Origin of the sequence: Actinophytocola sp. (assembly GCF_045807065.1) — a bacterium.
Lineage (GTDB): Bacteria > Actinomycetota > Actinomycetes > Mycobacteriales > Pseudonocardiaceae > Actinophytocola.
Genome location: NZ_JBJMIE010000825.1, coordinates 1 through 15,138 on the forward strand (window position 1 = coordinate 1; position 15,138 = coordinate 15,138).

Consider the following 15,138-nt stretch of genomic DNA (forward strand, 5'->3'; position numbering starts at 1 on the left):
GCTCTTCCGATCTACCAACGGGATGGTCGCCGACAGCTGGGGCAACACGGCCAACGGCGCCAGCGTCCTGCAGGGGGCGTGGAACGGCGGCAACAACCAGCAGTGGCGGCTCACCAACCTCGGCAACGGCCGCTACCAGATCGTCAACCGGGGCACCGGAACCGCGCTGGACGGCGCGGGCAACGCGACGAGCGGGTCCACCGTGGTCATGTGGGCACCCAACAGCAGCACCAACAACGAGTGGACCGTCACGGCGGTCTAGCCGCATTCCTCCTTCCTCGAAAGGGAGTACAGCCATGCCCGGAACCCTGCTCCGGCGCGTGTGCACCGCGGCGGTCGGCTTCGTCCTGGCCGTGGGCGGTGTCATCGGCGCGACACCCGCCCAGGCCGCCACCTCGATCACGATCAACGGCGCGTCCGGCGGCCGCACGTTCGACGGCGTCGGCGCCGTCAGCGGCGGCGGTGGCAACAGCCGCCTGCTGGTCGACTACCCCGAGCCGCAGCGCGGCCAGATCCTCGACTACCTGTTCAAGCCCGGCTACGGCGCCGCACTGCAGATCCTCAAGGTGGAGATCGGCGGCGACACCAACTCCACCAGCGGCGCGGAGGCCAGCCACGCGCACTTCCGCGGCGACCTCAACTGCGACCGCGGGTACGAGTGGTGGCTCATGGCGCAGGCCAAGGCCCGCAACCCCGGCATCAAGCTGGTCGGCCTGGCCTGGGGCGCGCCCGGCTGGATCGGCAACGGCACCTTCTTCTCCACCGACCTGGTGAACTACTACCTGTCGTGGCTGGGCTGTGCCCGGCAGCACGGGCTGACGATCGACTACCTCACGCCCGTGCAGAACGAGAAGCAGTGGAGCGCCGACTGGACCGTCACCATCCGCAACGCCCTCAACGCCAACGGGTACAGCGCCGTCAGGATCATCTCCGGTGACTCGTGGCCGGGGGACTGGGGACCGGCCGGTCCACTGTCCTCGAACACGGCCTACCGCAACGCGACCGACGTGCTCAGCGCCCACTACACCTGCGGCTACCTGAGCGCGCAGACCTCCTGCGGTGTCCCGTCCAACGTCGCCAACTCGGGCAAGACGCTGTGGTCGAGCGAGAACGGCTCCCAGGACTACAACGACGGCGCCAAGCCGCTGGCGCGCGGCATCAACCGGGTGTACCTGGACGCCAAGATGACGGCCTACCTGAACTGGGACCTCATCGCGGCGGTCACCCCGAACATCCCGTGGCCCACGGTGGGGCTGGTGCTGGCCAACCAGCCGTGGTCCGGCTGGTACTCCGTCGGCAAGGACACCTGGGCCCTGGCGCACACGGCACAGTTCACTGCCCCGGGCTGGCAGTACCTGGACTCCTCGAGCGGGTACCTCGGTGGCAACCGCGGCAACGGCAGCTACGTGTCGCTGAAGTCGCCCGACAACAGCGACTACAGCACGATCATCGAGACCGTGGACGCGACGGCGGCGCAGACGCTCAACTTCTCCGTCACCGGCGGGTTGTCCACGGGGCAGGTGCACGTGTGGTCGACCAATCTCAACTCGACCAACGCCGCGAGCTTCTTCGTGCACAGCACGGACGTCACGCCCTCCGGCGGCGCCTTCTCGCTGACCGTCCAACCCGGGTTCCTGTACAGCATCACCACGACCACCGGGCAGGGCAAGGGCACCGCGACGAGCCCTGCCCAGGGCTCGCTGAGCCTGCCCTACAGCGACGACTTCGACGGCTACAGCACCGGCCGGGAGCCGAAGTACCTGATGGCCCAACAGGGTGCCTTCGAGGTCAGTGCCTGCGGCGGCGGCCGGTCGGGCGTGTGCGTGCGGCAGGCGGCACCGCAGCAGCCGATCCTGTGGAAGGAGAACGCCACCCCGTACGCGCTGCTCGGCAACGTCAACTGGAACAACTACACGGTGTCGGCGGACGCGCTGCTGGAGAAGGCGGGATACGCGGAGCTGATCGGCCGGGCGGGCACGGAGGACCTCAAGCCGTGCGGGCTCAACGCCTACTACCTGCGGGCGAGTGACAGCGGCGCCTGGTCGATCCTGCGGAACAACAGTGGCTGCACCATGACCACGGTGGCCAGCGGCACCACCACCGCGCTGGGCACCAACCGCTGGCACAGCCTGGCGCTGACGTTCGCCGGCAGCACCATCACCGCGAGCATCGACGGATCCGTGGTCCGCACGGTCACCGACAGCACCTACGGGGCCGGCCAGGTCGGCCTCGGCACGAGCCAGGGCGAGACCGCGCAGTTCGACAACCTCGCCGTGACGCCGGGCTCGGGCGGCGGGTCTTCCTCGGTGCTGCACAACACGAACTCCGGCCGCTGCCTGGACGTCCCGGGCCAGACGCAGACGAACGGCACGCAGGTGACGCTGTGGGACTGCAACGGCGGCACCAACCAGCAGTGGGCGCTCACCGCCGGCAAGCAGCTCCAGGTGTACGGCACCAAGTGCCTGGACGCCGAGGGCGCGAGCAGCGCACCCGGCACCAGGGTGATCATCTGGGACTGCGACGGCGGCGCGAACCAGCAGTGGAACGTCGACTCCGCCGGCACGGTCACCGGTGTCCCGTCCGGACTCTGCGTCGGCCCCGCCGGCGGCGGCACCGCGAACAGCACGCCGATCACCCTGCAGACCTGCACCGGCGAGAACAGCCAGAAGTGGACACGGAGCCAGCGATGAGCATGCGCACGATCACGGCACGTCTCGGCCATCTGGCGGTGGCCGCGACACTGACCGCGGCCATGGCGGTGGCGATGACCTCCGTCACCGCGGCCCCTCCCGCCCAGGCACTCGACAACGGGTTGGCACGGACCCCGCAGATGGGCTTCAACGACTGGAACGCCTACGGCTGCAACGTCTCCGACTCGCTGATCCGGTCCACCGCACTGGCCATGCACAACAACGGCATGCAGGCCGCCGGCTACCAGTACGTCAACATCGACGACTGCTGGATGACCCGCAACCGCGACGGCAGTGGCAACCTGGTGCCCGATCCGGCCAAGTTCCCCAACGGCATCGCCGGCGTCGCCACCTACGTCCACTCGCTCGGCCTCAAGCTCGGCATCTACGAGGACGCGGGCACGGCGACCTGCGCCGGCTACCCCGGCAGCCTCGGCCACGAACGCCAGGACGCGAACAGCTTCGCGTCCTGGGGCGTGGACTACCTGAAGTACGACAACTGCAACAACCAGGGCGTCAACGCGCAGAGCCGCTACACGGCCATGCGGGACGCGCTGGCCGCGACCGGGCGCCAGATCCTGTTCAGCCTGTGCAGCTGGGGCCAGGACAACGTGTGGACCTGGGGCGCGGGCGTCGGGAACAGCTGGCGCACCACCGGCGACATCGCCGCGAACTACACCAGCATGCTGAACATCTTCCACTCGAACGTGGGGCTCGCGAACTACGCGGGGCCGGGAGCCTGGAACGACCCGGACATGCTCGAGGTCGGCAACGGCATGTCGGCGACCGAGGACCGGGCCGAGTTCAGCCTGTGGGCGGAGATGGCGGCGCCGCTGATCGCCGGCACGAACATCCCGAACGCGAGTGCCACGACGCTCTCCATCCTCACCAACTCCCGGGTGGTCGCGGTCGACCAGGACTCGCTCGGCAGGCAGGGCCGGCTGGTGTCCTCGTCCGGCGCCCACGACGTGCTGGCGAAGCCGCTGGCGAACGGTGACGTGTCGGTGGTGCTGTTCAACGAAGGCGGCTCGGCCGCCACCATCTCCACCACCACCGCCGCGGTCGGCAGGACCGGCGCGAGCAGCTACACCCTGACCGACCTCTGGACGGGCACCACCGCCACCACCACGGGCACGATCAGCGCCTCCGTCCCCGCGCACGGCGTGGTCATGTACCGGGTGGCGGGCGGCACCACCGGCGGCGGCCCGACCGCCGGACCGGTACGCGCGGTCGGCGCCGGCAAGTGCCTCGACGTCCCCGACGCCACGGCCGGCACCCAGGCGCGGATCGAGCCCTGTGGCGGCCAGACCGGCCAGACCTGGACCTACACCACGGGCAACCAGCTGAGCGTGGACGGCGGAACGATGTGCCTGGACGCCTACGACAACCAGACCGGTGCCGGCACGAAAGCGGTGATCTGGTCCTGCAACGGCCAGCCGAACCAGCAGTGGCTGCGCAACGGCAACGGCACCGTCACCGGCGTCCAGTCGGGACTCTGCCTCGACGTCACCGGCGCCTCGACGGCCGACGGCGCGCTGGTGGAGCTGTGGACGTGCAACGGGCAGACCAACCAGCAGTGGACGCTCGGCTGACCCCTGTGAACGAAGGAGCTCATCGATGCCATCCCGTCTCCGCCAGCTGAGAAGACTGCTACTGGGCGCAGGGGCCACGGTGGTGCTGGCCGCGGCCGCCGTGGCCGGTACCGCCGCGACGTCGCGCGCCGCCACCCAGGGGCCGTGCGACATCTACGCCGCCGGCGGCACGCCGTGCGTGGCCGCGCACTCCACGACCCGGGCCCTGTACGGCAACTACAACGGCGCGCTGTACCAGGTACGGCGTTCCTCGGACAACACGACCCGCGACATCGGTGTGCCGAGTGCCGGTGGCGTGGCCAACGCGGCGGCGCAGGACTCGTTCTGCGCCGGCACGACGTGTCTCATCACGGTCATCTACGACCAGTCCGGCCGGGGCAACCACCTCACGCAGGCCCCACCCGGCGGGTTCTCCGGGCCAGCACCGGGCGGGTACGACAACCTCGCGAACGCGACCGCGGCGCCGATCACGATCGGCGGGCAGAAGGCCTACGGCGTGTTCGTCGCGCCCGGCACGGGGTACCGCGACAACAACGCGACCGGCACCGCGACGGGTGACCAGCCGGAGGGCATGTACGCGATCTTCGACGGCACCCACTACAACGGCGGCTGCTGCTTCGACTACGGCAACGCCGAGCGCAACAGCCGCGACAACGGCAACGGCACCATGGAGGCCATCTACTTCGGCAACATCAGGGTCTGGGGCTACGGCAGCGGCAACGGCCCGTGGATCATGGCGGACCTGGAGAACGGCCTGTACTCGGGGATCAACGCGGGCTTCAACGCGAACGACCCGACGATCAACAACCGGTTCCTGACCTCGATCATCAAGGGTGAGCCGAACCACTGGGCCATCCGCGGCGGCAACGCGCAGTCCGGTTCGCTGTCCACCTTCTACAACGGCGCCCGGCCGAACGTCGCCGGTTACAACCCGATGCGCAAGGAGGGCGCGATCATCCTCGGCACGGGTGGCGACAACAGCATCGGCTCCGCGGGCACCTTCTACGAGGGCGTGATGACCTCGGGTTACCCGTCGGACGCGACGGAGAACGCGGTGCAGGCCAACATCGTCGCCGCCGGATACGGCAGCGGCGGCGGTGGCACCACCACCGGGCCGTTGCACGCGGTGGGTGCGGGCAGGTGCCTCGACCTGCCGAACTCCACGACCACACTCGGCACCCAGCTGCAGATCTACTCCTGCAACGGCCAGGCGAACCAGAACTGGACCCGCACCTCGTCGAACCAGCTGACGGTGACGGTCGCCGGCACGACGCTGTGCCTGGACGCCAACGGCAACGGGACCGGTGCGGGCACGAAGGTGGTGACCTGGTCCTGCAACGGCCAGCCCAACCAGCAGTGGACCGTCAACTCGAACGGCACGGTCACCGGTGTCCAGTCCGGACTGTGCCTGGACGTGACCGGCGCGTCCACGGCCAACGGCGCTCTCGTCGAGCTGTGGACGTGCAACGGGCAGACCAACCAGCAGTGGACACTCGGATGATCGGACGACGGACCGAGTGATGGTGATGTCATGACCAGGGACCTGTCCCGTCGCGCGCTGTTACGCGGCGTCGGCGCCGCGGGTGTCGGCGCCGGCGCGCTCGCCCTGTTCCCGTCGGTGGCGGCCGTCGCGCCGCTGGTGAAGGTGCTCCTGTACGCCGAGTCCGCCCGCGCCCGCCACGACGCCGTCCCCGCCGGCGGCGCGGCCGTCCGCCAGCTCGGCAACGGGAACGGGTCCGCGGTCGGGGCGAACACGCCCACGCCCAGGAACGTCGCGCGGTACGAGGCCGTCGTGTGGATCCCGGACAGCGGCAACGCCCTCGACCCCGCCCGGCGGGTTGCCTTCGCGTCCTACATGAACAGTGGCGGCAGCTACGTCGGCATGCACTCCGACGCCTACACCTGGGACTGGCACGGCAGCTGCGTGGGCGCCTACCTCACCACCCACCCCGCGGGGCGGCAGGCGACGCTCATCGTCGAGGACCGCATGAACGAGTCGACCGTGCGGCTGCCGGCGACGGGAGGCCGGTTCGGCGGGCGGCACAACCACCACTCCGGCGCCGTCGGCATCCTCCTGCACGTCGACGAGCCGGCCCACCACCTCGGTGCCACGGGTGCGGACCACCCGATGACGTGGTGGCACGACTCCGGGTTCGGCCAGGCCTGGCACACGGGCCCGGGTGACACCGACGGGTCCCATTCGGACACGCTGTTCACGCGGGTTCCCCTGGGCGACATCCGCATCGCCGTCCGCGCGATGACCGACGCGCCCACGCAAGTGAAGCAACCCGCTCTGCTCACGGACCACGAAGGACTGGCGGAGGACTGAGATGCCCGACCTGACGCGAAGCTGGCCCCGAACCGGCGGTCCAACTCCGGCGAGTCCCACAAGGAGCCCCATGATGCCGCGATCCTCCGCGCCGCGCGGGTACGTGCTGACGGTCGTGGGACTATTCGTCGCCGCACTGTTCGTGGTGGTGCACGCCGGTCCCGCCGCGCAGGCGGCACTCCCACCCGACTCGATGTTCCAGAAGGTGCGGCTGCACACCGAGACCGGCAACCCGATGGCCATGGACGTGGCCCCGGACGGGCGGGTCTTCTACATCGACCGGCTCGGTGACGTCAAGATCGTGCAGCCCAACGGGGCCACCAACACGGCCGCACACCTGGACGCGTTCACCGCCAACGAGTCCGGTGGGCTCAACATCGCGCTGGACCCCGGGTTCGCGACGAACCAGTGGGTGTACGTGTACTACTCGCCGAACTCGGCGAGCGTCGACCGGCTGAGCCGCTTCACCGTCAACGGCAACACGATCGACCTGTCCACCGAGAAGGCCGTGCTGGACGTGCCGGTGCAGCGCCAGGAGTGCTGCCACCACGGCGCGGGTCTGGTGTTCGACAAGAGGAACGGCAACCTGTGGCTGTCCACGGGGGACAACACCAACCCGTTCGCCTCGGACGGCTACGCGCCCATCGACGAGCGGTCCGGCCGGGCCTACTGGGACTCCCAGCGCACCGCGGGGAACACGAACAGCCTGTCCGGCAAGGTGTTGCGCATCCACCCGGAGGCGAACGGCACGTACACGGTCCCCGCCGGCAACCTGTTCGCGTCCGGGACCGCCAACACCCGGCCCGAGATCTACATGATGGGGGAGCGCAACCCGTTCCGGATGAACATCGACCCGAAGACGGGTTACCCGACCGTCGCGAACTACGGCCCGGACGCGCCGAGCGCCAGCTCGAGCCGGGGACCGCAGAACACCGTGGAGTGGGACGTGCTCAGCCGACCGGGCAACGCCGGCTGGCCGTACTGCGTCGGGCCGAACCTGGCCTACAACGACTACAACTTCGCCACCAACACCTCCGGTGGCCACTTCGACTGCAACGGCGGCCCGACCAACAACTCCCCGAACAACACCGGGCAGACCAGGCTGCCGCCGGCGATCCCGGCGATGGTCGACTACCACTACAACTCCGACCCGGCGCACTTCCCGCAGCTCTCCGGCGGGGCGCCGATGGCCGGCCCGGTCTACCGGTACGACCCCAACCTCAGCTCCGGTCGCAAATGGCCGGTCGACTTCGACGGCCGGGCGGTCTTCGCCGAGTGGAACACCAGCCAGCTGTTCACCTTCCAGCTCGACTCGGCCGGCACCTCGGTCACCTCGATCGACCGGCTGCTCCCGTCGATCACGTTCAACCGGCCGATGGACTTCGACTTCGGCCCGGACGGCGCGCTCTACGTCATCGAGTGGGGCAGCGGGTACGGCGGCGGCAACGCCGACGCGGGCATCGACCGGATCGACTACCTCGGCAGCAACCAGGCCAACCCGGTCGCGAAGGCCGCCGCCGACCGCACCAGCGGACCGGCGCCGCTGGCCGTGAACTTCTCCAGCGCCGGCTCGACCGACCCGGGTGGTTCGTCGCTGACCTACTCCTGGAACTTCGGCGACGGCAGCACCTCCACCGCGGCCAACCCCAGCCACACCTACACCGCCGCCGGCAACTACACCGCCGTGCTGACCGTCCGGAACTCCGCGGGCGCGACCGGCACGGCTGCCGTGACCGTCACCGCCGGCAACACCACGCCGGCGCTGACGGTCACGGCACCACCCACGGGCGGCGTGTTCGACTGGGGTGACTCGGTGAACTTCTCGGTCACCGTCACCGACCCGGAGGACGGCACGGTCGACTGCTCGAAGGTGACCATCCAGGCCTACCTCGGCCACGACACCCACGGGCACCCGCTCGACCAGTACCACGGCTGCTCGGCCCAGGTGCAGACCACGCTGGCGTCCGGGCACAGCGAGAACGACAACACCTTCTACGTCATCGAGGCGTCCTACACCGACCGGGGCGGCTCCGGCGGCGCCGCACCGCTCACCGGACGCGCGCAGGTGATCCTGCAGCCCAAGCACAAGCAGGCCGAGTTCTACAGCGCCACCGGGCGGGTGTCCGACGGCACCGGGACCGGCAGTGCGGGGGCGACGGTGGAGACCACCACCGACACCGGCGGTGGCAGTGACCTCGGGTCCATGGAGGACGGTGACTGGTGGTCGGTCGACCCCGCCAACCTGACGAACGTCACCGGCATGACGTTCCGGGTGGCCTCCGCGGCGGCCGGCGGCACGATCCAGGTCCGGACCGGCTCCCCGACGGGCACCCTGGTCGGCAGTGCCACCGTGGCGGGCACCGGCGGGTGGCAGACCTGGACCGACGTGATGCTGAACCTGAGCAGCCCGCCCACCACCAGCGGCCCGCTGTACTTCGTGGTCCGCAAACCGTCCGGCAGCACCAACAACGGCGGACTGCTCAACGTCAACTGGGTCATGTTCACCGGCGCCGGGGTCGGCGTGCCCGGCACCTCGCAGTCGCCCGTGCAGGTCGGGGTGAACTACCGCCTGACGGCCGTGCACAGCGGGAAGTTCGCGGACATCGCCGGTGTGTCGACCGCTGCGGGTGCCCTGTTGCAGCAGTGGTCGGGGACCGGTGGGTTGAACCAGCAGTTCGATTTCCTTGACTCCGGTGGGGGCTACTACCGGATCCGGGCGCGGCACAGCGGCTTGGTGTTGCAGGTGGCGAGTTCGAGCAGTGGTGCGGACATCACGCAGCAGCCGGACAGCGGTGCGACGAGCCAGCAGTGGCGGGTGGTCGACCAGGGTGGCGGTGTGGTGAGCCTGGTGAACCGGCAGAGCGGCCTGGCGATGGACGTCTGGCAGGCGGCGACCGCCGACGGCACCCGCATCTCCCAGTACGCCGTGAACGGCAACGCCAACCAGCGCTTCCAACTCCAGCGCGTCTGACAACAGGGGAGCCAGCCGATGTCGAAACGCAAGTTGTTCTTCGGGCTCGTCGCGGCCGCACTCGCCGGTGCGGTGCTGCAGTCCGCGCCGGCGGCCACGGCGGCCGGCACCGGGCCGTGCGACATCTACGCCTCGGGCGGCACCCCCTGCGTGGCCGCGCACAGCACGGTGCGAGCGCTCTACGGCTCCTACACCGGGAACCTGTACCAGGTCCGGCGTTCGTCGGACAACGCGACCAGGGACATCGGGGTGCTCGCCGCCGGTGGCACGGCCGACGCCGCGGCGCAGGACTCTTTCTGCGCCGGCACCTCCTGCGTCGTCACCGTGCTCTACGACCAGTCCGGCCACGGGAACCACCTGTGGTACCAGGGTTCGAGCCAGGTGCCCGGCTCGAGCCAGAGCCGCCCGGCGAACGCGACGTCGGAGTCGCTGACCGTCAGCGGGAGCAAGGCCTACTCGCTCTACATCAACCCGTCGAACAGCTACTGGCGGGACGGTCACCAGAGCGGTGTGCCGACCGGCACCGCGCCGGAGGGCATGTACATGGTGACCAGCGGCACGCACGTCAACGGCGGCTGCTGCTTCGACTACGGCAACAGCGAGACGACCAGGTCGGCGGACGCCGCCGGCGCCATGGACGCGATCAACTTCAGCACGCAGTGCTGGTTCGGCGGGTGCTCCGGATCGGGACCGTGGGTGCAGGCGGACCTCGAGTGGGGGCTCTACCCCGGCGGCAGCCAGTCGTGGAACCCGAACCAGCGGGCCTTCACCAGCAAGTTCGTGACGGCGATGCTGAAGAACAACGGGACGTCCCGGTTCGCGATCAAGGGCAGCAACGCGCAGTCCGGCAGCCTGGCCACGCTCTGGGACGGCTCGCTTCCCCCCGGCTACAGCCCGATGAAGAAGCAGGGCGCGATCATCCTGGGCAGCGGCGGCGACTGCTGCAAGCCCGGCGGCGGCGCGAACCTGTCCGCCGGCACCTTCTACGAGGGCGCCATGGTGGCGGGCTACCCGTCCGACGCGACCGAGAACGCGGTGCAGGCCAACATCATCGCGGCCGGCTACGGCACCGGCACCGGCGGCGGCACCACCGGCGCGGGACGCGCGGCCGGCGCCGGACGGTGCCTCGACGTGAACAACAACACCACCACGCCCGGGACGCAACTGCAGATCTGGGACTGCAACAACGGGTCGAACCAGCGGTGGACCCGCACCGCGTCGGGCGAGCTGCGTGTCTACAACGACAGCAGCCCGCTGTGCCTGGACGTGTCCGGGCGTGGGACGGCCAACGGCACCCAGGCCGTGATCTGGTCGTGCAACGGCCAGAACAACCAGCAGTGGAACGTCAACTCCAACGGCACGATCACGAGTGTCCAGTCAGGACTGTGCCTCGACGTGGCCGGTTCCGGGACCGCCAACGGCACGAAGGTCCAGCTGTGGACCTGCACCGGCGCGACCAACCAGCAATGGCAGCTCGGCTGAGCGGCCACCGCACCACAGAAGGACCCCTCATGTCCCTGCGCACCAGAAGGCTGGCCGCCGTGCTCGCCGCCGCGGTCAGCGCCCTGGCGGGAGTCGTGGCCGCCGCGGCTCCCGCCCAGGCCGAGGCCGTCTCGATCCACGTCGCGCCGGGCGGTGACGACGACAACGCCGGCACCGCGGCGGCGCCGGTCGCGACCCCCGCGAAGGCCCAGCAGCTGGCCAGAGCTCAGGCAGCCGGCGGCAACGCCGTGACGGTGCTGCTCGCGGGCGGCACCTACCGCCTCGCCGCGCCGCTGGTGCTCACCACCGCGGACTCGGGGGTGACCTGGCAGGCCGAGCCCGGACAGACGCCCGTCCTGTCCGGTGGGACCCAGGTCACCGGTTGGACCGTCCAGGACTCGGGCCAGAACATCTGGGTCGCGTCCGTGCCCACGGGCGCCGACTCGCGGCAGCTGTTCGTGGACGGCGTGCTGGCGCCGCGGGCGTCGATCCCGATCTCCCGGAGCGACGTGCAGATCACCACGACCGGCATGACCATCACGAACTCCGCGCTGAACTACCTGGCGACGCTGCCGGGGCAGAACCGGATCGAGGTGGAGAGCCAGAACTCGTTCACCGACCGGTACGCGCCGGTGCAGAGCATCAGCGGCACCACCATCACCATGCGGCAGCCCGCGTGGAACAACAACAACTGGGGCTACGACACGCTCGCGCACCCCTTCGGCGGCGGCCAGCTGTTCCTCGAGAACTCGTACTCCTTCCTGAAGAGCACCGGGCAGTGGTACCTGGACCCGCAGGCCGGCAGGCTCTACTACAGGGCCCCGGCCGGCTGGGCGCCCGCGAGCCACGACGTCGAGCTGCCGCGCCTGCAGTCGCTGCTGCTGGTCAGCGGCAGCTACACCAGCCCGGTTCACGACATCACCTTCGCGGGACTGCACTTCGAGCACACCACGTGGCTCACCCCGAGCACCTCGGTCGGGTACGCCAACCAGCAGAGCGGCACGTTCCTCCCGGCCGCCGACCCGATGCCCGGCGACTTCCTGACCTCCTGCCAGTCCGGCTGCCGGCAGTTCGAGGGCGCACGCAACGGCTGGGCGCAGGTGCCGGCCGCGGTGCAGGTCTCGGCCGCGACCGCCGTCACCTTCCGGGACAACACCTTCACCCAGCTCGGCCAGGTCGGCCTGGGCATCGGCAACGACGCCGACGCACACGCCTCCGGGATCGGCCTCGGGGCGTCGTCGATCACGGTCGACCACAACGCGTTCACCGAAAGCTCCGGCGGCGCGATCGTGGTCGGCGGTGTGCGGCCCGACGCACACCACCCGGCCAACCCGGCGATGGTCGACAGGGACATCACGATCAGCGACAACACGGTGAGCGGGGTCGCCAGGGACTACCGGGAGATGGCCGGCATCCTGTCGACCTACGTCACGCACGCGGTCATCACGCACAACGAGGTCGCCAACCTGACCTACGACGGCATCGACGTCGGTTGGGGCTGGGGCGCCAACGATCCGGGCGGCAGCCAGGACTACCGCAACCGCGGCCTGTACGACTACCAGCCGGTCTACACGACGCCGACGACGCTGCGGGACACCGTGGTCAGCTACAACCGTGTCCACGCGACCAAGCGGCTCATGCACGACGGCGGCAGCATCTACAACCTGTCCGCGAACCCGGGCGCGTCGATCGACCACAACTACGTCTATGACAACAACCGCACGGTCGGCCTGTACCTGGACGAGGGCTCCCGCTACGTGAACCTGTCGAACAACGTCATCCAGGACAGCGGGGTGTGGGCGTTCACCAACGCCAGCGGCACCAACAACACCAACGACAGCACCTTCTCCGGCAACTGGTACAACGGCGGCGCCACCCAGGTCGCCACCGGCGCGCCGCACAACAACGTGCTGACCGGCAACGTCGTGGTGAGCGGCACCAACTGGCCGGCAGGAGCCCAGCAGGTGATCGCCGCCGCGGGGGTCGGCGGCGGCGCCCCGCCGACCGGCGTCCCGGTCCGCGCGGTCGGTGCGGGCAGGTGCCTCGACGTGAACAACGGCACCACCACGCCGGGTACCCAGCTGCAGATCTGGGACTGCAACGGCGGGTCGAACCAGGCGTGGACCCGCACCAACTCGGGTGAGCTGCGCGTCTTCGACAACCTGTGCCTCGACGGGTCCGGCCGGGGTAGCGCCAACGGCACCCAGGTGGTGGTCTGGACGTGCAACGGCCAGAACAACCAGCAGTGGAGCGTCAACGCGAACGGCACGATCACCGGCGTGCAGTCGGGCCTGTGCCTGGACGTGAGCGGTGCCGGCACCGCCAACGGCACCAAGGTCCAGCTGTGGACCTGCACCGGCGCGGCCAACCAGCAGTGGCGGCTCGGATGAGGGAGAGCACATGGCACGAGTACTGGTCCTGACAGGGGATGCCGCGGAGGAGCTGGACTCGATGTACCCGATCTTCCGCCTGCGGGAAGGGGGCCACGAGGCAGTCGTGGCCGCGCCGACGACCCGCGCGGTGAAGCTGGTGGTGCACGACTTCGAGCCGGGCTGGGACGCCTACACCGAGAAGCCCGGCCACCAGCTGCCCGTCGACCTGGCGTTCGCCGACGTGCGTCCCGAGGAGTTCGACGCGCTGGTGATCCCGGGTGGCCGGGCACCCGAGTACCTCCGCACGGATCCGGACGTGGCGCGGATCGTCACGCACTTCTTCGCCCAGAACCTCCCGGTCGGCACGATCTGTCACGGCCCGCAGGTACCCGCGGCGCTCGGGCTTCTCCGCGGGCGCACCACGGCCGCGTTCCCACCCCTGAGGTACGACATGGAGCACGCCGGCGCGATCTTCGCGGACGGCCCCGACGTCGTGGACGGCGTGATGGTGTCCTGCCGCGGTTGGCCCGACCTGCCCGAGTGGTCCCGCGCGTTCATGCAGGTACTGGAGAAGGCGGAAACACCATGAAGAACATGAGGACCTGGCTCGCGACGGTCGCCCTCGCGGTGCTCGCCGGGGCGGCGCTGGTGACCGGTGGTCCCGCCGCCGCCGAGAGCAACGGCGGGGTCCGGGTGATGCCGCTGGGTGACTCCATCACCGAGGGCACGCAGGTGCCCGGCGGCTACCGGATCGGGCTCTGGCAGCGGTTGGCGGCCGGCGGGTACCGGGTGGACTTCGTTGGCTCGCAGTTCAACGGCCCGGCCGGCCTCGGCGACCACGACCACGAGGGGCATCCCGGGTGGCGCATCGACCAGATCGACGCCAACATCGTCGGCTGGCTGCGCACGTACACCCCGCACACGGTGCTGCTGCACATCGGCACCAACGACGTGCTGCAGAACTTCAGCCTGGCCGGCGCGCCGGCCAGGCTGTCCACGCTGGTCGACCACATCACCGCGACCGTGCCCGACGCCGAGGTGTTCGTCGCGACGATCATCCCGCTCGCCAACGCCGGGCAGGAGGCGAACGCCCGCGCGTTCAACGCCACGATCCCCGGCATGGTGCAGAGCAAGGCCGGTGCCGGCAAGCACGTGCACCTGGTGGACATGCACAGCGCGCTGACCGCGGCCGACCTCACCGACGGCATCCACCCCACCGCCGCCGGCTACGACAAGATGGCCGCCACCTGGTACAACGCGTTGCGGGCCGTGCCCGGCAGCCTCGCCACCGCGGGTCGGCAGCTCGTCGGCACCCAGTCCGGCCGCTGCGCCGACGTCGCCGGCATCGCGACGACCAACGGGACCCAGGTGTAGCTGTGGGACTGCAACGGCCAGACCAACCAGTCCTGGACGTACACCGCGAGCCGCCAGCTCACGGTCTACGGCACCAAGTGCCTCGACGCGTCGAGCCAGGCCACCGGCGCATCGGTGGACATCTGGGACTGTGACGGGCAGACCGACCAGCAGTGGACGGTGAACTCGAACGGCACGGTCGCCGATGCGCAGTCGGGACTGTGCGTCGACGCGAACGGCCAGGGGACCGCCAACGGCACCAAACTCATACTGTGGACCTGCAACGGCCAGCCCAACCAGCAGTGGACCCTCCGCTAGTCGGGTAACAGGAGCCGAGGAACAGCAACAC

The 15,138-nt window shown here is 70.0% G+C and carries 11 protein-coding genes; all 11 read left to right on the forward strand.

The features are described from left to right. The coding region (locus tag ACJ73U_RS47695; protein WP_407784443.1) for an RICIN domain-containing protein at positions 1-262 on the forward strand (262 nt) is incomplete at its 5' end. 34 nt (positions 263-296) lie between these two features. Next, positions 297-2,690, forward strand: coding sequence for a ricin-type beta-trefoil lectin domain protein (locus tag ACJ73U_RS47700; RefSeq protein WP_407784444.1), 2,394 nt, complete (start codon positions 297-299; stop codon positions 2,688-2,690). Further along, positions 2,687-4,282 (forward strand): glycoside hydrolase family 27 protein, encoded by a 1,596-nt coding sequence (locus ACJ73U_RS47705; RefSeq protein ID WP_407784445.1) that lies wholly within the window; start codon positions 2,687-2,689, stop codon positions 4,280-4,282. The genes ACJ73U_RS47700 and ACJ73U_RS47705 overlap by 4 nt, the downstream gene beginning before the upstream one ends. 25 nt (positions 4,283-4,307) lie before the next feature. Then, positions 4,308-5,783 (forward strand): arabinofuranosidase catalytic domain-containing protein, encoded by a 1,476-nt coding sequence (locus tag ACJ73U_RS47710; protein ID WP_407784446.1) that lies wholly within the window; start codon positions 4,308-4,310, stop codon positions 5,781-5,783. Between the two features lie 30 nt (positions 5,784-5,813). Further along, positions 5,814-6,611, forward strand: coding sequence for a ThuA domain-containing protein (locus ACJ73U_RS47715; RefSeq protein ID WP_407784447.1), 798 nt, complete (start codon positions 5,814-5,816; stop codon positions 6,609-6,611). A 73-nt stretch (positions 6,612-6,684) separates the two neighbouring features. Continuing rightward, positions 6,685-9,582 carry an RICIN domain-containing protein gene (locus ACJ73U_RS47720; protein ID WP_407784448.1) on the forward strand — a complete coding sequence of 966 codons (2,898 nt, stop codon included), beginning with the start codon at positions 6,685-6,687 and terminating at the stop codon, positions 9,580-9,582. 18 nt (positions 9,583-9,600) lie between these two features. Continuing rightward, a complete protein-coding gene (locus ACJ73U_RS47725; protein ID WP_407784449.1) occupies positions 9,601-11,064 on the forward strand; it encodes a lectin in 1,464 nt (487 codons plus the stop codon). A 29-nt stretch (positions 11,065-11,093) separates the two neighbouring features. Beyond that, positions 11,094-13,454 (forward strand): lectin, encoded by a 2,361-nt coding sequence (locus tag ACJ73U_RS47730; RefSeq protein ID WP_407784450.1) that lies wholly within the window; start codon positions 11,094-11,096, stop codon positions 13,452-13,454. Between the two features lie 10 nt (positions 13,455-13,464). Next, positions 13,465-14,025 (forward strand): DJ-1/PfpI family protein, encoded by a 561-nt coding sequence (locus ACJ73U_RS47735; protein WP_407784451.1) that lies wholly within the window; start codon positions 13,465-13,467, stop codon positions 14,023-14,025. A 5-nt stretch (positions 14,026-14,030) separates the two neighbouring features. After that, positions 14,031-14,810 carry an SGNH/GDSL hydrolase family protein gene (locus ACJ73U_RS47740; protein WP_407784452.1) on the forward strand — a complete coding sequence of 260 codons (780 nt, stop codon included), beginning with the start codon at positions 14,031-14,033 and terminating at the stop codon, positions 14,808-14,810. Next, positions 14,811-15,107 carry a ricin-type beta-trefoil lectin domain protein gene (locus tag ACJ73U_RS47745; protein WP_407784453.1) on the forward strand — a complete coding sequence of 99 codons (297 nt, stop codon included), beginning with the start codon at positions 14,811-14,813 and terminating at the stop codon, positions 15,105-15,107. The last annotated feature ends 31 nt before the right edge of the window (positions 15,108-15,138 follow it).

Coding starts and splice junctions, on each gene's coding strand:
- ACJ73U_RS47700 (WP_407784444.1), top strand. CDS start 297: ATGCCCGGAACCCTGCTCCGGCGCGTGTGCACCGCGGCGGTCGGCTTC.
- ACJ73U_RS47705 (WP_407784445.1), top strand. CDS start 2,687: ATGAGCATGCGCACGATCACGGCACGTCTCGGCCATCTGGCGGTGGCC.
- ACJ73U_RS47710 (WP_407784446.1), top strand. CDS start 4,308: ATGCCATCCCGTCTCCGCCAGCTGAGAAGACTGCTACTGGGCGCAGGG.
- ACJ73U_RS47715 (WP_407784447.1), top strand. CDS start 5,814: ATGACCAGGGACCTGTCCCGTCGCGCGCTGTTACGCGGCGTCGGCGCC.
- ACJ73U_RS47720 (WP_407784448.1), top strand. CDS start 6,685: ATGCCGCGATCCTCCGCGCCGCGCGGGTACGTGCTGACGGTCGTGGGA.
- ACJ73U_RS47725 (WP_407784449.1), top strand. CDS start 9,601: ATGTCGAAACGCAAGTTGTTCTTCGGGCTCGTCGCGGCCGCACTCGCC.
- ACJ73U_RS47730 (WP_407784450.1), top strand. CDS start 11,094: ATGTCCCTGCGCACCAGAAGGCTGGCCGCCGTGCTCGCCGCCGCGGTC.
- ACJ73U_RS47735 (WP_407784451.1), top strand. CDS start 13,465: ATGGCACGAGTACTGGTCCTGACAGGGGATGCCGCGGAGGAGCTGGAC.
- ACJ73U_RS47740 (WP_407784452.1), top strand. CDS start 14,031: ATGAGGACCTGGCTCGCGACGGTCGCCCTCGCGGTGCTCGCCGGGGCG.